Origin of the sequence: Erythrobacter colymbi (assembly GCF_002155685.1) — a bacterium.
In the GTDB taxonomy this organism is placed as follows: Bacteria; Pseudomonadota; Alphaproteobacteria; order Sphingomonadales; family Sphingomonadaceae; genus Erythrobacter; species Erythrobacter colymbi.
In genome coordinates this window covers 415,629-435,486 of sequence record NZ_MUYK01000003.1, presented here as the reverse complement: position 1 = coordinate 435,486, position 19,858 = coordinate 415,629, and the positions used below count along the sequence as shown (strand labels likewise).

At 67.0% G+C, this 19,858-nt stretch carries 23 protein-coding genes and 1 other RNA gene; 9 read left to right on the top strand and 15 right to left on the bottom strand.

The genetic code is table 11. The features are described from left to right. Positions 1 to 132 precede the first annotated feature (132 nt). Positions 133 to 462, top strand: coding sequence for a low molecular weight protein tyrosine phosphatase family protein (locus BZF57_RS08785; RefSeq protein ID WP_086736821.1), 330 nt, complete (start codon positions 133 to 135; stop codon positions 460 to 462). 88 nt (positions 463 to 550) lie between these two features. Further along, positions 551 to 1,279 (top strand): SIMPL domain-containing protein, encoded by a 729-nt coding sequence (locus BZF57_RS08780; protein WP_086736819.1) that lies wholly within the window; start codon positions 551 to 553, stop codon positions 1,277 to 1,279. Positions 1,280 to 1,322: 43 nt separating this feature from the next. Here the strand turns inward: BZF57_RS08780 and BZF57_RS08775 are convergent, their stop codons facing one another. The 8 genes from BZF57_RS08775 to mtgA all read right to left on the bottom strand — a co-directional run bounded on the left by BZF57_RS08775 (position 1,323) and on the right by mtgA (position 6,764). Then, positions 1,323 to 1,883: a fasciclin domain-containing protein gene (locus BZF57_RS08775; protein ID WP_086736817.1), complete on the bottom strand. Its 561-nt coding sequence runs from the start codon at positions 1,881 to 1,883 to the stop codon at positions 1,323 to 1,325. Positions 1,884 to 2,118: 235 nt separating this feature from the next. Then, the gene (locus BZF57_RS08770) at positions 2,119 to 2,706 is read right to left on the bottom strand and encodes a fasciclin domain-containing protein (RefSeq protein WP_086736815.1); all 588 of its coding nucleotides are present in this window, start codon (positions 2,704 to 2,706) and stop codon (positions 2,119 to 2,121) included. A gap of 143 nt (positions 2,707 to 2,849) precedes the next feature. Then, entirely contained in the window at positions 2,850 to 3,275 is a 426-nt protein-coding gene (locus BZF57_RS21600) for an anti-sigma factor domain-containing protein (RefSeq protein WP_240505912.1), read from the bottom strand. Positions 3,276 to 3,293: 18 nt separating this feature from the next. Beyond that, positions 3,294 to 3,626 carry a hypothetical protein gene (locus BZF57_RS21595; protein WP_240505911.1) on the bottom strand — a complete coding sequence of 111 codons (333 nt, stop codon included), beginning with the start codon at positions 3,624 to 3,626 and terminating at the stop codon, positions 3,294 to 3,296. Next, on the bottom strand, positions 3,623 to 4,210 hold the full coding sequence (locus tag BZF57_RS08760) for a sigma-70 family RNA polymerase sigma factor (RefSeq protein WP_086736813.1): 588 nt from the start codon (positions 4,208 to 4,210) through the stop codon (positions 3,623 to 3,625). The genes BZF57_RS21595 and BZF57_RS08760 overlap by 4 nt, the downstream gene beginning before the upstream one ends. After that, positions 4,210 to 5,172, bottom strand: coding sequence for a cation diffusion facilitator family transporter (locus BZF57_RS08755; RefSeq protein WP_086737136.1), 963 nt, complete (start codon positions 5,170 to 5,172; stop codon positions 4,210 to 4,212). Before BZF57_RS08755 ends, BZF57_RS08760 begins: the two co-directional genes overlap by 1 nt. A gap of 57 nt (positions 5,173 to 5,229) precedes the next feature. After that, on the bottom strand, positions 5,230 to 6,024 hold the full coding sequence (locus BZF57_RS08750) for a hypothetical protein (protein ID WP_143738428.1): 795 nt from the start codon (positions 6,022 to 6,024) through the stop codon (positions 5,230 to 5,232). A gap of 68 nt (positions 6,025 to 6,092) precedes the next feature. After that, positions 6,093 to 6,764, bottom strand: coding sequence for a monofunctional biosynthetic peptidoglycan transglycosylase (mtgA, locus tag BZF57_RS08745; protein WP_086736809.1), 672 nt, complete (start codon positions 6,762 to 6,764; stop codon positions 6,093 to 6,095). A 101-nt stretch (positions 6,765 to 6,865) separates the two neighbouring features. Between mtgA and BZF57_RS08740 the strand changes: the two genes are divergently transcribed. Further along, positions 6,866 to 8,206, top strand: a complete 1,341-nt coding sequence (locus tag BZF57_RS08740; RefSeq protein ID WP_086736807.1) for an amidohydrolase — start codon at positions 6,866 to 6,868, stop codon at positions 8,204 to 8,206. Between the two features lie 336 nt (positions 8,207 to 8,542). Here BZF57_RS08740 and BZF57_RS08735 read toward each other — a convergent pair whose 3' ends face one another. The 4 genes from BZF57_RS08735 to BZF57_RS08720 form a co-directional block, all read right to left on the bottom strand. After that, entirely contained in the window at positions 8,543 to 9,142 is a 600-nt protein-coding gene (locus BZF57_RS08735) for a hypothetical protein (RefSeq protein WP_086736805.1), read from the bottom strand. 73 nt (positions 9,143 to 9,215) lie between these two features. Beyond that, the gene (locus tag BZF57_RS08730; RefSeq protein WP_086736803.1) at positions 9,216 to 9,563 is read right to left on the bottom strand and encodes a hypothetical protein; all 348 of its coding nucleotides are present in this window, start codon (positions 9,561 to 9,563) and stop codon (positions 9,216 to 9,218) included. Between the two features lie 117 nt (positions 9,564 to 9,680). Beyond that, positions 9,681 to 10,562, bottom strand: coding sequence for an RNA polymerase sigma factor RpoH (gene rpoH / locus BZF57_RS08725; protein ID WP_086736801.1), 882 nt, complete (start codon positions 10,560 to 10,562; stop codon positions 9,681 to 9,683). 137 nt (positions 10,563 to 10,699) lie between these two features. Then, positions 10,700 to 11,653 (bottom strand): RluA family pseudouridine synthase, encoded by a 954-nt coding sequence (locus BZF57_RS08720; protein ID WP_086736799.1) that lies wholly within the window; start codon positions 11,651 to 11,653, stop codon positions 10,700 to 10,702. A gap of 144 nt (positions 11,654 to 11,797) precedes the next feature. Between BZF57_RS08720 and BZF57_RS08715 the strand changes: the two genes are divergently transcribed. From BZF57_RS08715 to BZF57_RS08695, 5 genes are all read left to right on the top strand, one after another. Continuing rightward, positions 11,798 to 12,202: a M67 family metallopeptidase gene (locus BZF57_RS08715; RefSeq protein WP_086737134.1), complete on the top strand. Its 405-nt coding sequence runs from the start codon at positions 11,798 to 11,800 to the stop codon at positions 12,200 to 12,202. Positions 12,203 to 12,212: 10 nt separating this feature from the next. Further along, complete coding sequence (locus tag BZF57_RS08710; RefSeq protein ID WP_086736797.1) at positions 12,213 to 12,866, top strand: histidine phosphotransferase family protein; 654 nt, start codon at positions 12,213 to 12,215, stop codon at positions 12,864 to 12,866. Between the two features lie 21 nt (positions 12,867 to 12,887). Next, positions 12,888 to 13,604: an N-acetylmuramoyl-L-alanine amidase gene (locus tag BZF57_RS08705; protein WP_086736795.1), complete on the top strand. Its 717-nt coding sequence runs from the start codon at positions 12,888 to 12,890 to the stop codon at positions 13,602 to 13,604. Positions 13,605 to 13,717: 113 nt separating this feature from the next. Then, positions 13,718 to 14,149, top strand: an RNA gene (gene rnpB, locus BZF57_RS08700) — RNase P RNA component class A. 311 nt (positions 14,150 to 14,460) lie between these two features. Further along, positions 14,461 to 15,996, top strand: coding sequence for a hypothetical protein (locus tag BZF57_RS08695; protein WP_086736793.1), 1,536 nt, complete (start codon positions 14,461 to 14,463; stop codon positions 15,994 to 15,996). A gap of 155 nt (positions 15,997 to 16,151) precedes the next feature. Here the strand turns inward: BZF57_RS08695 and BZF57_RS08690 are convergent, their stop codons facing one another. The 3 genes from BZF57_RS08690 to BZF57_RS08680 form a co-directional block, all read right to left on the bottom strand. Next, on the bottom strand, positions 16,152 to 17,462 hold the full coding sequence (locus tag BZF57_RS08690; RefSeq protein ID WP_086736791.1) for a UDP-glucose dehydrogenase family protein: 1,311 nt from the start codon (positions 17,460 to 17,462) through the stop codon (positions 16,152 to 16,154). Between the two features lie 53 nt (positions 17,463 to 17,515). Continuing rightward, positions 17,516 to 18,322: a metallophosphoesterase family protein gene (locus BZF57_RS08685; protein ID WP_169712943.1), complete on the bottom strand. Its 807-nt coding sequence runs from the start codon at positions 18,320 to 18,322 to the stop codon at positions 17,516 to 17,518. Positions 18,323 to 18,499: 177 nt separating this feature from the next. Then, on the bottom strand, positions 18,500 to 19,240 hold the full coding sequence (locus tag BZF57_RS08680) for an SIMPL domain-containing protein (protein ID WP_420810187.1): 741 nt from the start codon (positions 19,238 to 19,240) through the stop codon (positions 18,500 to 18,502). Between the two features lie 81 nt (positions 19,241 to 19,321). On the opposite strand from BZF57_RS08680, the gene BZF57_RS08675 reads away from it, so the two are divergent. Continuing rightward, complete coding sequence (locus tag BZF57_RS08675; protein ID WP_086736786.1) at positions 19,322 to 19,759, top strand: VOC family protein; 438 nt, start codon at positions 19,322 to 19,324, stop codon at positions 19,757 to 19,759. Positions 19,760 to 19,858: the final 99 nt, after the last annotated feature.

Sequence of the window (19,858 nt, the reverse complement as noted above, 5' to 3'; positions counted from 1 at the left end):
CGCCCTCAAACGGCGGGCGGCGGACGTCCGTCCGCCTTGCCTTTCCTCGCATAGGCTCGGGCGGCCGTTCGGCCTTGCGGTCGCTTTGCGACCGAATATTGCCTCACTAGCGTGCAATGCGGGCGGCTAGCTATGCGCCACTATCTTTTCGTTTGCAGTCAGAACAAGCTGCGCAGCCCCACGGCCGAGCACATCTTCGCCGATGTGCCCGGCATTGCGACCATGTCTGCCGGCACCAACAATGATGCCGAAAATCCGCTGACCGACGAACTGGTCGACTGGGCCGACTTCATCTTCGTGATGGAGCGGCAGCACCGCAACAAGCTCCAGTCGAAGCACCGCGCCGCGCTCAAGGACAAGCGCGTGGTGGTGCTCGACATCCCCGACGAATATGACTTCATGGACCCCGCCCTGGTGCGCCTGCTGCGCGCCAGGATGCAACGGTGGCTGCCCGTCGGATGATCAACTCGGGCGCATCTTGCGCTGATTTATCCCGATAGAACCGCTTGTTAACGCTCCTCCGCCATCATCCCGAATGTGGAGGTGACAGATGAACCGCGTTCTCAAATACGGCTGGCTGGTCCTGTTTGCAGCGCCGATCCTGATCTCGGCCACGTCCGACAGTGACGCGCCGGATGGCACCGTCCTGTCGGTCAGCGGGGTCGGGTATGGCACCGCAGAGGGAACGGATACCTTCACCGTTCGTGCCGGGGCGCGCAGCTTTTCGACCTATCCCGCACGCGCCATGCGCGACAATGCCGCAGTGCTTGAAAACTTGCGCGAGCAGCTGTCGGGCAAGGGGATCGACGAGCGCGACATCACCACCACGGATTTCGCGTTCCAGCAAGGCCGCGATCCGGAAGATCGTGACGATCCTGCCGAGGGTTATATCGCCTCGCAGCAACTGGTGGTGTTCGTCCGCGAGCCCGATCAGGCCGGCGCCGTGATCGAGGCGCTGGTCGAAGCGGGCGCGACCAATGTTTCGGTAAACAACCACCGCGGCTGGTGGGGCAATGATCGTCCCCCGCCCGAAGTCGAATCCGCAGCGCGCAAGCAGGCCGTGGCCGACGCGCGCAAGAAGGCCGATGACTATGCCGCCGCGCTCGGCATGCGGATCAGCCGGGTCGTATCGGTCGACGATGGCGGCGTGCGGATCACGGGCGAGCCCGCGCCGCGAGCCCCGGCCGCAGTGGCCTTCGAAGCACCCACGAAGATCGATAACGGCGAAAGCGCTGTCGTCGCCACAGTCAACATGAGGTTCGAACTCGCGCCCAGATAGACGAAACCTCGCCCGGTGTTTCCGCCGGGCGAGGTCTTGGTCATCACGCCGGCAGGAACACGCCGTCGGTGACGTGGATCACGCCGTTCGAGGTCGGCACGTCGGCCTGGGTCACGGCGGTGGCACGGCCCTGTTCGTCGGTGATGATAATCGTCTCGCCCGCAAGGCGCGCAGTCAGTTCGGCGCCCGCGACGGTCTCGATCACCGCCTCGCCGTGGTTCTGGCGGATCAGTGCGACGAGGTCCGCGCTCGTCACCCGGCCCGCGACCGCGTGGTAGGTGAGGATCTTGCCCAGCTTGCCCTTGTTCTGCGGCTTCACAAGGGTCGCCACGGTGCCGTCGGGCAGCTTGGCGAAGGCGGTGTCGGTCGGCGCGAAGACGGTGAAGGGGCCGGGGGACGAGAGCGTGTCGACCAGCCCCGCGGCCTTCACCGCGGCGACGAGGGTGTTGTGAACGCCCGTGCCCATCGCGGTCTGGACGATGTTCGGCGCGGTGGCGGCGCGGGCGGCGTGGTGGCCGTGCTGATGGGCCACGGCGGGCAGGGCGACAAATCCGGTGGCGGCAAGCGCGATGGTGGCAGCGGCGAAGGCAGTCTTGAGGGTCATGTCAGTATCTCCTTTTCTGTCGGTTTTCGGGTCTGCAAGCCCTCCCGCTTGCCCTGGAGTTACGGCCCCCGGCTGCATCCGGATTAAAATAATTTATTGATCTCCAATAATTATTTGGCCTTCCGACAGACAAAACCCCGCCCGGCCCTGGAGGAAGGCCGGACGGGGTCGGGAGAAGCGCTGCCCCCTTCGGGTGGGGGTGGGGATTGGGGGGCGGCGCCAGCTTGTGGGGGGATCAGCCCGGCAACGACACGGTGTCGGTGACGTGGATCACGCCATTCGACTGGAACACGTCAGCCTGCGTGACGGTGGCCTTGCCGCCCTTGGCGTCGGTCAGCACGACCTTGCCGCCTTCGACCCGCGCGGTGAGGATGGCGCCGTTGAGCGTCTTGAGTTCGGCCTTGCCGCCGCCCTGCTTGATGAGGTCGATCAACTGCGCGGCCGACACGTTGCCCGGCACGACGTGGTACGTGAGGATCGCGGTCAGGGTCGTCTTGTTTTCCGGCTTCACCAGCGTTTCGACGGTGCCCGCCGGGAGCTTGGCGAAGGCGGCGTTGGTCGGCGCGAAGACGGTGAAGGGGCCGGGGCCCGACAGCGCCTCGACAAGGCCCGCGGCCTTCACGGCGGCGACCAGCGTGGTGTGGTCCTTCGAATTCACCGCGTTCTCGACGATGGTCTTGGTCGGATACATCGGCGCGCCGCCCACGGTCGGGACGTCGGCCTTCTTTTCCATGTGATGGTCGGCCAGCGCCGGGGCGGCGACAAAGCCGGTGGTCGCGGCGAGCGCAGCGGCAATCGCGGCGAGAGTGGTCTTGAAGGTCATCGGGGGATCTCCGTTGGGGGTATCGTCTCGTGTGCAGCCTTTCGGGCTTGCAGGAGACGTTACGGAACCCTCGGGAGCGCGGATGCGCGGCCAGATGCTAATGCGGATGAGTTGCCGTTTTCGGGCGACAGAACGAAGCCCGCTCAGACGCGGGTGAAGGCACCCTTGGCAACCACCGGGCCAGCGTCCTTGTCGGCGGGCTTGCCGCCCAGCGGCTCGCGGGTGAGAGCAAGCCCCGCTCCGTCGCCGAGCTTGGCGGTGACGTTCGCCGGCAGCACCATCGAGCGCACCTCGCCCGGCTTCACCACGCCGAGCGACAGCACCGGCGAGCCATCGGCGGGCACCAGCCAAAGCTCGTGATCGTGCACCCCGTCGGGCTTGAGCCCAACCGCGCCCACGACCATGCGCTTGGCTTCGGGGACGTAGGTCACGTCGAGCCGCGGGCCGGTCTCGCCGATGGGGACGGTGGCTGCCAGGGGTGCGGCGGTCACTGTCTGGTCAGGCAGGGGCACGACCGAGACTTGCGCAGGCGTCACAGCGATCCATGCCAGCGCCACAGCCGCCGCCATCGAGGACAGCCCCGCGACTCACTGCCAGCGGCGCACCCGCGCCTGAAGCTCGACGACATTGGTAGCCGGAGCGGCAGGCTCGGCCGGAGCCGCAGGGGATGCCGCCGCCACGCGCGCGGCGATGCCGTCCCACACGTGATCGCCCGGCTCTGCACCCGGCATGGCGTCGGAGAGCGGGGCGAACCAGTCGTCCCACCATTCCTTGCGCCAGGCGAAGGCCGGATCGGTCGCATACTTGCCGCGCGCGGCGAGCAGCTCCTCGCCCTCCAGCAGTCCCAATGCCCACTCGGCGGCGATCATCGGATCGTCGCGGGTCGGCTCGGTCGGCATGGTGTCCTCGGGCGCGCTCATGCCGCCTCGCTCGCTTCGAGACAGGCGCGCAGGCGTTGCAGCCCGCGGCGGATCCAGCTCTTCATCGTGCCGAGCGGAACGTCAGCCGCCTCGGCCAGCTGGGCATAGGTCTTGCCCTCGAAGAAGGCGGCGCGGATGTGGCCCTGCGTGCGCGCGTCCAGAGCGCCGAGGCACTTGTGGATCTGCGCGGTCTGTTCGGCATCGACCAGCAGCGCATCGGCCAGCGGAGTTTCGTCGGGGAGGGGGGCTGCCTCTTCCACCGGCACGGCGCCGGCGCGTACCTTGCCCGTGCGCAGCCGGTCGATCGCGCGGTTGCGCGCGAACGCCGCCAGCCACGCGATCGGGCTCGCGCGGGTCGGGTCATAGCGGTCGGCCCGCTGCCAGAGATTGACATAGACGTCCTGCAAGGCGTCCTCGGCTTCCTTTCGATCCCCCAAGATACGCAAGGTGATGCCGAATAGCTTCACCCGCGTCGCACGGTAGATTTCCTCGAGCGCCGACTGGTCGCCCTCGGCCAGCCGCGCCATCGCGTCGCGCAGCGCCTCGCGCGCTTCGTCGGAGGAAGGGCGGGGGCGCGCGGCCATCAGCAATCGGCTCCGCAGGGCACGCCGCAGGGCTCGTCACCGCTCTCGACCTGCAAGGTGGCATGGCCGACCCCGAAGCGGTGTTCGAGGCCGTGCGCGACATCGCGCAGGAAGGCGGTGGAGGCCGGGCGGCCGGGCATCACCAGATGCGCGGTCAGCGCGACCTCGGTGGTCGACATCGGCCAGACATGGAGATCGTGGACCGCGGTCACCCCCTCGAGGCCGGCGAGATGCGCCTTCACCTCCGCGAGGTCGATCCGCTCGGGCGCGGCGAGGAGGCCCATCGTCAGGCTGTCGCGCGCGAGGCCCCAGGTGCCCCAGGCGATCACCAGCAGGATCACGAGGCTCACCAGCGGGTCGATCCACGCAAGGCCCGTGACGAGGATGCCGAGCCCCGCCAGCACCACGCCGAGCGAGACCGCCGCATCGGCGGCCATGTGGAGATAGGCGCCGCGGATGTTGAGATCGTCCTGCCCGCGCAGAAACAGTAGCGCGGTCGCCGTGTTGATCGCGATGCCGATCCCGGCGACGACGATCATCGCCATGCCCTGCGGCTCGCCCGGGGCCATGATCCGCTGCACCGTCTCGAACAGCAGCGCCCCGATTGCCACCGCCAGCAGCAGCGCATTGGCGAGGGCGGCGAGGATGGTCGAGCTCTTGTAGCCATAGGTGAAGCGGCCCGAAGCCGGGCGCTTGGCGGCGATGCTGGCGATCCATGCGAGCGCGAGGGCGAGCACGTCGGACAGGTTGTGCCCCGCATCCGCCACCAGCGCCATCGAGCCATAGGCAAGCCCCGCCACCGCCTCGATCCCGACAAAGGCGAGGTTGAGGCCGATCCCGATCGCGAAGGCGCGGCCGAAATCCTTGGGCGCGTGGCTGTGTCCATGCCCGTGTGCGTGGCCATGCCCGTGGCCATGCGCGTGAGCATGGTCGAGGTGGTTATGGGCGTGCGCGTGGGCCATCGTCAGGCGCTTGTAGCCGCAAGCATGGCCCGCGTCACGCGCGACGATCATGCTGCGCTAATTGCAGGAGAAACCGCCGCTGCCGTTGAAATCGATGAAGTAGCCCGCGCGGAATTTCATCAGCGCATTGGCATATTCGGCAGGGCACTGCTTGGCGTTGAGCTGGCTGCCGGCGCTGTCGATCGCGCTGCAGCCGTTCTGGATGTCGTATTGTCCCGGCGGCGAACCGAAGCTGCCGGCGCGGATCCACACCTGCACTTCGCCTTGCGCCTGCCGGAAATTGCGGGTGGCTTTCTCGACTCCGGCATCGACGATCGCGCGGCATTCGCTGTCGAGCCGGGCGGCATCGGCGCGCTGCCGCTCGCGTTCTTCCTGCTCGAATGCCAGCCGTCCCCGTTCGGCTGCCGCCCGGTCTGCGGCGCGGGTTGCGGTGAAGGTCGCGAAGGCCGCCTCGCCGATGGTCTCGGGCCGGATCATCACGAAACGCGCTGGCGCTTCATCCTGTTCGAGAGTCCGCTCGCAGGCATCGGCGAGCGAGCCCAGTTCCTCGCGCGAAAGATTGTGGAAGAGCAGGTAGACCCGGTCGGTGAACACCTCGATTGGATCACCTATCCCGCGGGTCCTTTCGCGAAAGGCGTAGAAATTCTCGAGATAATGGGCCTTGATGTCGCCCGAATTAAGGTCCTGCATCAAACCTGAGGCGGCTTCGCACACGAGCAATTCATGGGTCGTGAACCGTTCGAAGTGCCGAGCCCCGCCGCCGCTGTCCTGCGCCGAAGCCGCGCCCACGCTTGCCGCCAGCACCGCCGCGAGTAGGCCCGTGCCCAGTCCTGTTCCGATCCGCCCCGTCATGCCTGTTCCCCAACAAGCGACCCCGGGAGGCGGGATAGAGCGCCCCCGGCCCGTTTGGCAAGCCGCCCTTAGTCGTAGACGCAGGCGTCGAGCCCGTCGCGGCGGACCATGCCGATGCGCCGCTCTATCCGGTTGCCATGGCGCGCCAGCCAGCCGCCCGGCCCCTTGACCGAGCGCTTCTTGGGGCTGGGGAGGGCCGCGGCCATCCGGCTCGCCTCGTCACGGCTGAGGCGCGCGGCGGAGTGGCCGAAATAGCGCTGCGCCCCGGCCTCGGCGCCGTAGGTGCCGATCCCGGTTTCGGCGACGTTGAGATAGACTTCCATGATCCGCCGCTTGCCCCAGACCAGCTCGATCCAGAAGGTGAACCACGCCTCCAGCACCTTGCGGAAGTAACCGCCGCCCTGCCACAGGAACACGTTCTTGGCGGTCTGCTGGCTGATCGACGATCCGCCGCGGATCTTCCCGCCTTCCATGTTCTCGCGCATCGCCTGCTCGATCGCCTCGGTGTCGAAGCCCGAGTGCTGGCAGAACCGCTGGTCCTCCGAAGCGATCACCGCGGAGACCAGATTGCGGTCGATATTGTCGAGCGATTCCCAGTCTTTGGTGATGCCGTTGCCGTCCATGATCATCGTCGCGGTGACGGGGACGGGGAGCCACTTGAAGGCCACCACCAGCACCAGCGTCAGCCCGAGGAAGGCCCCGAAGGCCTTGACGGCATAGCGGAAGACGGTGCGCACCATGCCCTCGCTCTAGCGCAGCGATACGGGCGTGGGAAGCTTGGTGCTTGCGGGGGGAGGGCAAGCGCGGTTAGCTAGCTCCAACAATTCAGGGGAGATACCGAATGCGCCTGTTCCAACTCGCCGCCAGCGCCGCCGTGCTGGCGCTCGCCGCCACCGCCGCGCAGCCCGCGCTTGCCCAGGATGCGGCCGTCAAGAAGGCGATCGAGGCCGAGTATGACAGCTACCTCGCCCCGCTGTTCCTCGATTTCCACCAGAACCCCGAGCTGTCCTTCCTCGAAAACCGCACCGCCGCGAAGATGGCGACCGAGTTGAAGGCCGCAGGGGTCGAGGTCACCACCGGCGTCGGCGGCACGGGCGTGGTCGGCATCCTGAAGAACGGCAAGGGCCCGCTGATCCTGATCCGCGCCGACATGGACGGGCTGCCGGTCGAGGAGAAGACGGGGCTCGCCTACGCCTCCAAGGCGACGCAGATCGGCACTGACGGCAAGGAATCGCCCGTCATGCACGCCTGCGGGCACGACACCCACATCACCTCGATGATCGGCACCGCCCGGCGGCTGGTGGCGATGAAGGACAAGTGGAGCGGCACGGTGATGTTCATCGTCCAGCCCGCCGAGGAACGCGTCGGCGGGGCCAAGGCGATGATGGAGGACAAGCTCTACGACCGCTTTGGCAAGCCCGACTATGCGCTCGCCTTCCATGTCGCTGCCGAACTGGAGACGGGGCACATCTCGGCATCCGAAGGCATCCAGTATTCCTCCTCGGATTCGGTCGACATCATCGTGCCGGGCATCGGCACCCACGGGGCCGCGCCGCACCTTGGCAAGGACCCGGTCTACATCGCCGCGCAGATCGTGACCGCGCTGCAATCCATTGATTCGCGAGAGATTTCGCCGCTCAAGCCGGTGGTGGTGACGGTCGGCTCCTTCCATGCCGGCTCCAAGCACAACATCATCTCGGACGAGGCCAAGCTGCAGGTCACGGTGCGCGCCAACGACGAGGAAACCCGCGCCCAGACCATCGACGCGATCCGCCGCATCGCCACCAATATCGGCAAGGCCCACGGCCTGCCCGATAACAAGCCGGTGGTGGTCAACGTGGTCGAGGGGACGCCGGTGACCAACAACGACCCCGCGCTCGCCAAGCGCCTCAATGCCTCGCTCGCCAAGGCGCTGGGGCCGGGGGTGGTGGTGCCCTTCGAGCAGAAGAACATGGGCGCGGAGGACTTCACCTATTTCGTCGCCGAGGGGCTGGGCGTGCCGGGCTATTACTTCGCGGTCGGTGGCACCACGCCCGAACGCCTCGCCGCGGCCAAGGCGGGCGGCCCCGCGATTGCCGGACACCACTCCCCGCTGTTCCAGGTCGCGCCGAAGGAGAGCATCGTGCTCGGCACCCAGGCGATGGTCGCCGCGGTGATGGATCTGGCGCCGAAGAAGAAGTGAGCCTGACGGCGTGAATGTTCCACGTGGAACATTCACGCAGTCTGGACGGCAAAAGGGCGCTTGCGGGCGCCCTTTTTGTTGGAAGGGGGAAAGCCTTGCCTGTGGTTCCTTGCACCCTGTGCCTGCCGCAGAGTCGCCTCGATTCAACGGGTTAGGCGCTGGAATCCAACCGGAATAGGACTCCCCGACAGAACCGGGGCAAACGGCGAGGTCGCTTGCCCTCCAACAGCCGTCCGAGTGCCCGCCACATGGGCCTAGCGGGGGTCTGGAGGGGGTCTGGCTCCGTGCGAACCCGCGCTAAGTCCGGTCTGGCGCGGCCTACAAATGCGGCGCGCTTCAGCCGCCCAGCAGCGGGCTCCAGTCGACCGCGGCGAAGAGCTGCTTGACCAGCACCTCGGCCTTGGCCGCATCGCTGGCAAGGAACGAGCCGCGGTACTTCATCACCCAGCCATCCCCCTTGGCGTCCTTGCGGCAGCCGACCCACAGGTACGAGGCGATCTCGGCATTGTCGTAGTCGAGCGTGCCCGCGGGGATGGTGTAGCGCGCCGAATACTGCTCGACGCTGACGCCCGGAAACAGCCGGATCGGCGCGGCGCCCGCCTCCCGGGTGGCGGTGCCGCGCTTCAGCACCGCATCGTCCGCCCCGTCGAACCAGTCCTGGCAGGCGGCACCGTCATCGGGATAGACATAGAGCGTCAGCTCGCCGGGAATGTCGGCGACCTTGTAGCCGACGCTCGCGTCATAGCCGTTGGGATCATAATGGACGATCCGCGCGCGCTGGAACACGCCTGCTGTCGCGGGGAAGCGCACGCCTGCGCCGGAATGGACGTAAGGGTCGGGCGCATTCGTCACATCGGTCTGCGCCTGCGCCGGAGCCAGGCCAGCGAAAAACAGCGCCAGCACGGCGGCGGCGAAGCGACGGACGAATGCGGTCATGTGAAAAGCCCTCCGGCTACCGTGTTAGGGCGGCCGGAGGGCTTTGCAAAGCCTTAGCGGCTGGGCGCGAGACTCATCCGCGATCTGCCGCGCTATCGAGCATTTTGAGATACTCCCGCAACATCTTGGGAAAGAAGCCATCGAAGTCTCCCAGGCCGGGCGCCTGATTGAGCCACGCGACCATCGCTTCGATGTCGTCCATGTCACCCCTGTAGCCGTAGAGCAGCTGGTAGATGTCGATCTTGCGGTCCTGATCGTGGTGGAGCAGATGCCGTCCGTCCCGGCACTTGAATGTGAGCGCGAAGGTGCGGCCCGCAGCCTCGAACACGAGTTCGTGCGACAGTCCTTCGTCGCGGATCTCCAGCACGCGCCCGCCATGCGCCTTGACCGCCGCATCGACGAACTTGCGAGACTTTTTCATATCCGGAGTCATGGCGCTACGCCTGAAAAACATCTTCGACCCCCAAAACAAAAGGCCGGATGCTGCTGCACCCGGCCTTTGCTGTTTATCGTCTGCGTCTGGCGCTTACGCCATGCTTCAGGCGAGACCGGGCAGCAGCCTTTCGCCCGCGATCCGCTGCATCGCCTTCTGGAGCTTTTCGAAGGCGCGCACCTCGATCTGGCGGATGCGTTCGCGGCTGACGTCGTATTCCTGACTGAGCTCTTCCAGCGTCTGGGGCTTCTCGGTCAGGCGGCGTTCGGTGAGGATGTGGCGCTCGCGCTCGTTGAGGCTGTTCATCGCCTCGCCGAGCATTTCCATGCGCATCTGTGCCTCTTGCGATTCCGCGACGGTCTCGTCCTGGAGCGGGCGGTCATCCGCCAGCCAGTCCTGCCATTCGCCCGAGCCTTCCTCGGCCCCGCGCAAGCTGACGTTGAGCGAGGCATCGCCGCCCATCATCATGCGCCGGTTCATGTTGACCACTTCCTGCTCGGGCACGCCGAGGTCGGTCGCGATCTTGGCGAGATCGTCGGGGCGCAGATCGCTGTCCTCGTAGGCGTCGAGGTTCTTCTTCATCCGGCGAAGGTTGAAGAACAGCTTCTTCTGCGCGGCGGTGGTCCCCATCTTCACGAGGCTCCACGAACGCAGGATATATTCCTGGATCGACGCCTTGATCCACCACATCGCGTAGGTCGCGAGGCGGAAGCCGCGATCGGGTTCGAACTTCTTGACGCCCTGCATCAGGCCGACGTTGCCTTCCGAGATCAGGTCGGCGACGGGCAGGCCATAGCCGCGGTATCCCATCGCGATCTTCGCGACGAGCCGCAGGTGGCTGGAAACGAGCTGGGCGGCGGCCTCAGGGTCTTCGTGTTCCTGATAGCGCTTGGCGAGCATGTATTCCTGCTCGGCCGTGAGCACGGGGAACTTGCGGATTTCGGCGAGATAGCGGTTGAGGCTCTGCTCACCGCTCAGCGCCGGCATCGACGAGGCTTTAGACTTGGTCACTGCTTACCTAACCTTTCTTGTGTCGACCGCTCGGCAAGGACCCCTGATGGGCATCCGTCGCGCTGGGCCACGGGGTTACATATAGACCACTTGAATGGGCTTGTGTGCACTATTCATCGATCAGAACGACGAAGTTGGTCGATCAGTTCCGCCATGTCTTGCGGCAGATTGCTCCGGAATTGCACGATCTCGCCCGTGAGCGGGTGCTGGAAGCCCAGTTCGGCGGCGTGGAGCGCCTGGCGGGCGAAGCCGAGTCGGTCGAGGACAGGGCGAAGTGGTCTGGGTGTTCGGCCATAGGCAGGGTCTCCCAATAAGGGGTGGCCGATTGACGCGCAGTGAACGCGCACCTGGTGGGTGCGGCCGGTCTCCAGCCGGCATTCGATCACCGCGGCCCCATCGAGCCTCTCCAGCACCTTGTAATGGGTGACCGCCGATTTCCCGCGCGAGGAATTGTTGGGGAGCACCGTCATTTTCTTTCGGTCCGCGTCCGACCGGCCGACGCGCGCGTCGATGGTGCCCTCGGCGGGCGAGGGGACGCCGGCGGTGACCGCGATATAGCGCCGGTGGACGGTGTGCGCGGCGAACTGCGCGGCGAGCCCTTCGTGCGCGGCATCGGACTTGGCGACGACCAGCAGCCCCGAGGTGTCCTTGTCGATCCGGTGGACGATCCCGGGCCGCGCGACGCCGTTGATGCCCGAAAGCTGCCCCCGGCAATGGTGCAGCAGCGCGTTGACCAGCGTGCCGGTGATGTTGCCCACCGCCGGGTGGACGACCATCCCCGCAGGCTTGTCGACCACGATGAGGTGCTGGTCCTCGTAGGCGATGACGAGCGGGATGTCCTCGGGCTGCGCGGCGGCGGGAATGGCCGCGGCCAGGATGATGCGAAACGGCGCTCCGGCCGCGACCTTGGCCGAGGCGCTGGTGGCGGTCTTGCCCGCCACATCGACGCGGCCTTCCTCGATCAGCCCCTGCACCCGCGCGCGGCTGAGCCCCGTCGCCTCGGCCAGCGCCTTGTCGAGGCGGGCGGGGGAGGGGATGGTGCCGGTGATGATTTCGGTCTCGCTCACGCCGCGCCCTCTACCCGTTCGCCCCGAGCTTGTCGAAGGGCCATGCGTGCCTTAGCCTCCTGCGTCATCCCCGCGCAGGCGGGGATCCAGCTTGGGGGCGAGGGTGGCTGGACCCCCGCCTGCGCGGGGGTGACGGAACCGGGAATGGAAATCAGCGCAAAAGCCCTCGCCGCCATGCGCGCCCATGCCGCCGCCGCGCTCCCGCTTGAGGCTTGCGGCATTCTGCTGGGGGAGGGCGGGCGGATTACCGAGGCGCGCGAGACCCGCAATGTCCACCCCTCGCCCGCCACCCATTTCGAGATCGACCCCCAGGCCCTGATCGACGCGCACCGCGCCGCGCGCTCCGGGGGCGGGCCGCAGGTCATCGGCTATTACCACTCGCACCCCTCCGGCCCCGCCGCGCCGTCCGCGACCGACCGCGCCTGTGCATCGGGCGACGGCGCGGTGTGGGCGATCCTTGCCCCGCAGGCCGGGGCGGAGGACGTCACGTTCTGGAGGGACGGGGAAGCGGGGTTTACCGCACTTCCCTTATCCCTGATCGAGGGTTAGGGATGCGCACATGATTTCCCAGACCGATCTCGCCGCGATGCTGTGCTCGCGCCTGTGCCATGACATGCTCTCCCCGGTGGGCGCGCTCGCCAACGGGCTCGAACTGCTCGCCGACGAGCAGGACCCGCAGATGCGCACCAAGGTGATCGAGCTGCTCGAGCAATCCGCCAGGATCAGCACCGACAAGCTCAAGTTCTTCCGTCTCGCTTTCGGCGCGGCGGGCGGCTTTGGCGAGGCGATCCCGGTGGACGAGGCCAAGAGCGTGATCGACGCGCTGGCGGGCGATGCCAAGCGGGTGGAGGTGAACTGGGCGATTGCCGAGCCGAGCCTGCCCAAGCCCGCGGTCAAGGTGCTGCTCAACCTCGCACAGATCGCCCTTGATGCACTGGTGCGCGGCGGCACGCTCGATATCGGGGCGGAACGGCGCGACGGTGCGGTCGAGATCGTCGCCCGTGCGCGCGGTGACCGGATCGCCTTCGACGAGACCATCGGCCGCGCGCTCCAGGGCGATCTCGACGAGAGCGAGATCACCAGCCGCACGGCGGCCGCGCACATGATTGCGATCCTCGCCGACGAGATGGAGGGCGGTCTCCAGTACAAGCTGGGTGACGGGGCGCTGGTGCTGGGCGCGGTGCTGCCCGAGCCCGAAGGCATGATCGGCTGATCTTTCGCAGGGGGCCGGGGGATGGGTGACGAACTGGTCCACCGCGAGGTGCTCTCGCCCAACCATGGCGAGCGGACGCTGCCGATCTCGATGGTGGTCATCCACTACACCGAGATGAAGCCGGTCGAGACCGCGCTCGCCCGCATGTGCGATCCCGCCGCCAGCGTCAGCGCGCATTACTGCATCACCGAGGAAGGCGAGGTGATCCGCCTCGTCCCCGAGGACCGCCGCGCCTGGCACGCGGGCGCGAGCTACTGGCGCGGCATTCCGGACGTGAACTCGGCGAGCATCGGGATCGAGCTCGACCATCCCGGCCACGAGCCTGCAAATGGCGGCTACCGCGCCTTCGCCGAGGCACAGATCGACGCGCTGATCCCGCTGCTGGCGCGGATCGTCAAGCAATACGACATCCCGCGCGCCAATGTCGTCGGCCATTCCGACGTCGCGCCGATGCGCAAGGTGGACCCGGGCGAGCTCTTCCCGTGGGAGCGGCTCGCGCAGCACAAGCTGTGCCTGCCGCGGCCGGAATGCCTTGCCGCGGGCAACCCGTTCCACAACTGGGGCAGCTTCTTCCTCGCCCTGGAGCGCTTCGGTTACGACATCACCGATCAGGCCAAGGCGGTCGAGGCCTTCGAGCGCCGCTGGCGGCCCGAGCGCATCACCGGCGTCCCCGATGGCGAGATTGCCGCGATCCTGTGGCAACTCCTGCTCGACCGCGACCAGGGGCGGACGCGCTGAGCCCCACTCCGTTCGTGTCGAGCGAAGTCGAGACACAAGAGTGGGCCTCTCGACGACGCTCGAGGCGAACGGCGTTTTGCTATTCTTGCCCACCAGGCCTATAGGCCCATCCGTCAGGGGGCCTGAGGCAGCCGCGTGCGAAAGTGCGAGGAAAGTCCGGGCTCCACGAAACAAGGGTGGCGGGTAACGCCCGCCGGTTCCGCTTTCGGGCGGGGCAAGGGAAAGTGCCACAGAGAGCAAACCGCCGATGGCTCCGCCAAATTTTCGGATGACGCGGGGGACAGGCAAGGGTGAAAGGGTGCGGCAAGAGCGCACCGGGGGGCCGGCAACGGCAACCGCATGGCAAACCCCACCCGGAGCAAGGCCGAATAGGGGTCTCGCGCCTTTCGCAAGAAAGGCAGGCGTGTTTCGCGCCGGGAGACCCGGGTTGGCTGCTAGAGCCGTCGAGCAATCGCCGGCCCAGATGAATGGCTGCCACCGCAGGCCCGTCCGCAAGGATACCGCCCGCGGAGACAGAACCCGGCTTATGATGGCCCCCTGATGTTTTTGGTTTTGCGTGCCCGCCTCCGCGGGCACGTCCTCGGTGCTGTTTCGATCCCTTCGGGATCGAGCACCTGCGGCTCGGCCGCGTGGCCTCGCGGCCCGTCCGGTGGCGGGCCGGATCACTGGCATATGGCTGCATCCCTTTTCCCCGCCCCGGGCTTGACCCGGGGCCCCGCTCACTTCCTTGCTCGCCAAGCCGCTGGGCCCCGGATCAGGTCCGGGGCGTGGGAGATCGGCGAAATCCCTGCACCTCAAGGGGTTTGTCTCGCCGCGCCCCATCGCGTAACCTCTCCGGCGGGAGGATCTGCCGCCAATGCTCACACTCGCCGCCGCGCTTGCCTTGGCCGTGCAGGAGCCCGAGGCCTCCTCCGAAGACCCGCCCGTCACCGATCTCTGCGCGCTCCCCGGAGAGGATGCCGCCACCGCCCGCGCGGGCTGGGCGATCATCGACGCGCGCGAGATCACGAGCCCGAAGGTCTTCGCCGATGCTCTCAAGAACGCCCCTGCGGGCAAGCGTCGGGTGGTGCAGGGGGGCAGCTTCAAGGACGCCGACATGCGCCCCCTCGCTCCGCTGCTCAAGGGGGCCTGTCTGGTCGAAACCGAGCTCGAGGGCACCAATTGGGAGGGCACCGCCATCCCGAACCTGCGGCTGGTGCGCATCGCCTTCACCGGCGCGAAGGCCGCCCGCGCGGGGTGGCCGGGGCTGTCGACCTATGGCGTCGATCTGGCGGGCTCCGATTTCACCGGAGCGGATCTTGCGGGGATGCGCTTCGTCTCGGCCTGGCAGGGCGCGGATTTCGGGAACGTCAGCTTTCGCGCCGCGAACCTGACGGACGCAAGCTTCGCCTGCGGGATCACCGTCGACGAGTGGTGCATCAACGGCGCTCCCGATTTTGCAGGGGCCGACCTCACCCGCGCCGACATCAGCGGATTGTGGCTGTGGGACGCCAAGGGAATCGCAGGCGCGGCGCTCGACGGCACGATCATCGCGCCCGCATCTTTCGCCTACCTGAGCGAGGCGCGCATCGCTGGGCCGCTGCGGATGTCGCAAAATTTCACCTCGGTCTACCTCGACGAGACGGGCGACCCCTACCAGCCGCCGGTCGCGGACATCACCGCAGACGAGGCGCGCACGCTGATCGCTGCCACACGCGCGCTGTCCGAGGCCGAAGACCGCCCGAGCTTTGATTGCGCCAAGGCGTCCGCCCCCATCGAAAAGACCCTCTGCGGCGAATACGAAAGCGAGCTGCGTGCGCTGGACCGCGATCTGGCGGCCGCTTGGGCAGCGGCACGCGCGGCAGGCAAGGGCGATCTGGCCGCCCAGCGCCGCTGGCTCGCTTCCCGCGATAAATGCGGGGATGACCGGACGTGCCTTGCCGATCTCTATGAAGCGCGCATCGCGGTGCTGCGCGGGCAGCTGGGCCCGGGCATTGCGCTCAGGCCAGGCGAGAAGGTGACCTACGAGCTCGACGCCCTCCCGCTCCCCGATGCGATGCGCAGGGGCGAACTCTACGAGCGCATTCTGCCAGTGCTGCGCGAGGCAAGCGGGCAGGAGATCACGCTCACCGGCAACGCCGATGGCAGCATCGCGGCCGAGGGCTTCGCAATCGGGGCCAATGCCCACATGTGCGATCTCGCTGTGGAGGCTGCGCGCTTCGATCCCGCCACGGGCTGGTGGAGCGTCCGGGCCGAGGGCGGCAAGCAGGTGCCGCTGTTCCGGATCGACGGGCGTCGGATCGTCATGCGCTACAGCGGCAACATGGGCGACACGCCCGAGGAGGCGATGGACTTCATCAGCTGCGGGGCGCGCGCCGATTTCGGCGACGGCATCGACCTGACGCCGCGGTAGCCTTCACCCCGTCCCGGGCCTGACCCGGGGCGGGGGGCTATTCGGCCTGCCATCGGACGGGCCGCGAGCGCACGGCGCGAGCGGCAGGTGCTCAAGTCCGCAGGGCTTGAAACAGCACCGAGGACGCAGCCGCGGAGGCGGCTGCGCAGAGCAGACTACGCCCGCCCCACACTCGTATAGGCAAACCCCGCCGCGCGCATGTCTTCGGGCTTGTAGACGTTGCGCAGGTCCACCATCACCGGGGCGTTCGCCAGTTCCTTGACGCGCTTCAGGTCGAGCGCGCGGAAGGCGTCCCATTCGGTCACGATCACCACCACGTCCGCGCCTTCGATGGCGGCATAGGCGCTGTCGCACATGGTGACGCCGGGCAGCAGCGGGCGGGCCTGCTCCATGCCTTCGGGGTCATAGGCGGCCACGGCAACGCCCGCGTCCATCAGCGTCTGCGCGACCGCGATCGCCGGGCTGTCGCGCATGTCGTCGGTGTTGGGCTTGAAGGTGAGGCCGAGGAGCGCCGCCTTCTTCCCGCGTGCCGCGTCCATCCCGCCGAGCGCGTCGACGACCTTGCGGCCCATCGCGCGCTTGCGGCTGTCGTTGACCTTGACCACGGCTTCCACGATCCGCGTCGGGCTGTCGTAATCCTCGGCGGTCTTGAGCAGCGCGAGCGTGTCCTTGGGGAAGCACGAGCCGCCATAGCCGGGGCCGGCGTGGAGGAACTTCGAACCGATGCGGTTGTCCATCCCGATGCCGCGGCTGACATCCTGCACATTCGCGCCGACCTTCTCGCACAGGTCCGCCATCTCGTTGATGAAGGTGATCTTGGTCGCGAGGAAGGCGTTGGCGGCGTATTTGATCAGCTCGCTGGTGCGGCGCGAGGTGAAGAGGATCGGCGATTCATTGAGGAACAGCGGGCGGTAGACTTCGCGCATCACCTCGCGGCCGAAATCGTCCTCGGCGCCGATGACGATGCGGTCGGGGCGCTTGAAATCGCCGATCGCGGCGCCCTCGCGCAGGAATTCGGGGTTGGAGACGACCGACACCTTATGTGCGGTGCCCGTCTCGGCGATGATCCGCTCGACCTCGTCGCCGGTGCCCACGGGCACGGTCGACTTGGTGACGACCACGGCGTCATTCGCCAGCTTCTCGCCCACTTCGCGGGCGACTTCGTAGACGAAGGTGAGATCGGCATGGCCATCGCCGCGCCGCGAGGGCGTGCCGACTGCGATGAAGATCGCGTCCGCGCCCTTGATGCCTTCGCCCAGATCGGTGGTGAAGCCGAGCCGGCCCGCCTTCACATTGCTTTCGACCAGCGCATCGAGGCCGGGCTCGTAGATCGGCATGATCCCGGCATGGAGCCGGTCGATCTTGCCCTGATCCTTGTCGATGCAGACGACGTCATGCCCGAAATCGGCAAAGCAAGCCCCCGACACGAGCCCGACATAGCCCGAACCCACCATCGCAATCTTCATGAAACCTGGTCCTCAAGAGAATTCGACGCCGGTTGGCGCTGCGCATGGCGACCTTAACGTGCCCGGTCGCCGTGGAACACTTCAACCATCCCCCCATCATCGGTGCGCGCCTGCAGTATCCGCCGCTGGTCGCCCTCGAGTACCAGCGCTGTAAGCACACCCGAGCGGAAAGCGCCAGTGTCAATTCCGATGCGGTTGCCGCAATCCATCACGTGGCCGAAAATGGTGTGGCCGTGGACCACGACCTTCTCGAGCGGGCCTTCGTGGCTGAGAAAGCGCTCGCGGATCCACAGCAGGTCGCTGCGCTTCTGTTCGCCCAGCGGTCGGGAGGGGTCGATGCCGGCATGGACGAAGACATAGTCGCCTGCGCGGATCATCGTCTCGAAACCGGCGATGTAGTCGCGGGTGGACTGCGAGACGACCTGCGGCAGGCGCGCGAAGATCTCTTCCAGATCGAGCGTGCCGAGCTGCTGCGAGGAAAAGCCGTAGCTGAGCAGCGTCTCGTGCCCGCCGTGCTTCAGGAAATGGCGCAGGTTTTCCGGCTTTTCGAAGGCGCTGAGGAACATTTCCTCGTGATTGCCGGCCAGCACGCGGACGTTGCGGGTCTGCTGCCACTGGCGGGTGCGCTCGACCACGCCCGCACTGTCCGGGCCGCGGTCGACGAGGTCGCCGAGCAGGATGATGCGGTGGTCGATGGCGGGGGCTGCGGCAATCTCGCCCTCGATCGCGCCGATCACCGCCTCGAACAGGTCGAGCCGGCCGTGGATGTCGCCGATGGCATAGTAGCGCCGCCCGTCAGGCACCGCCGGAAGCTTGGGCGGGGGAGCGGGCGTAAAAAAGTCGCGTAGTCGCTGAAGCATGACCAAGGTGGTGATCCGGTTCTTTTTTGGCGACCCGGGAGAGAAAGCTGCCGGGCGCGTTGGCCGCGCCTCGGAACGAGGTCGGCGGATAACTCTCCCGACGCAGCGGTGCAACAAACCCTCTGCACCGCGCGCCGGAATGTGCCTTATTGGCGGCAAGCGGTAGTGCGCGGCGGTTTAATCCAGCGTGAAGCTGACCGTCGTGACCACCCGCACCTTCTTGTAGGGACTGTCGGCCGAGCCCCAGCCGCCGGCATCGCCGTCGCGCGCCTCGATCTCGAAATAGCCCTGCGTCGCGTCGCGGATCTTGCCCACGCTCGAGTCCGAATCCTTGGCGAACTGCTGCGCGGCGGCGCGCGCGTCCTTGGTCGCCTCGGCCACCATCTCGGGCTTGATCCCGTTGAGCTTGGTGAAGGTGTAGGCCATCCCTGAGCCTTCCTCGAGAAACACCCCGCGCCCGACCAGATCGAACTGCCGCGCGACCGCCTTCTGCGCGCGGGCGATGTCGTTGGTGCGCAGCGCGAGCCGCTGGCGCACGGTGAAGCTGGTGACCCCGTTCATGTCGGTCGAGCTGTTGACGTTGGCCCCGGTCGGCTGGAGCGCGTCGGCGGGAAAGCCCAGATCCTTGAAGAAGGCCTCGATGCTGGCCGTGTCGCGGCGCACCTTGTCCTGCGCTTCGGCGAGGCTCTGCGAGGAGGCGGAATAGCTGATCGTCCAGGTGGCAAGATCGGCGGTGACATCGCGCTCGGCAAGGCCGCGCACGGTGACCGCGCGCTCGGCATCCTTGGCGCGCAGCAGGCCGTTGCCGAGCAGGTATCCGCCCGCGATCATCCCGACCGAAAGGATCGCCGCCGTGCCGAACCAGCGCAACGCCTCGGGGTGCCGCAGCACTCCGTTCGTCGCAGCTGCCGGTTGCATGTCATCGCCACTCATACCATCTTCCCCCTCATAAGAGTTGATGCGACGAGTTGTGCATCAGCGTCGATGAATGGAGTTTGAATGGTAAAATATCTCCACAGCATGATCCGCGTGGCCGATCCGGACGCGACGGTCGCGTTCTTCAAGCTGATCGGGCTCGAGGAAGTGCGCCGCTTCGACAACGAGGCCGGGCGCTTCACGCTGATCTTCCTCGCCGCGCCGGGCCAGGCTGGGCTGGCCGAGGTCGAGCTGACCTACAACTGGCCGCCCGGCGACGGGTCGTCGGCCGAGGAATATACCGGCGGGCGCAATTTCGGGCACCTCGCCTACCGCGTGGAGAATATCTACGAGACCTGCCAGCGCCTCGCGGATGCCGGCCACATCATCCACCGCCCCCCGCGCGATGGCCACATGGCCTTCGTCAAATCGCCCGACGGGATCTCTGTCGAGCTGCTCCAGGAAGGTTACCTCGAGCCTGCCGAACCGTGGGCGAGCATGGCTAACACCGGCAGCTGGTAAAGTGACCAGTTTTTACAAGTCACGATTTTAGAACGAAATAAACCAACAAAAATACTGGCCGCGGTTGCTTAACTAGGGCGCTTAAGGTAAATTCTCTTC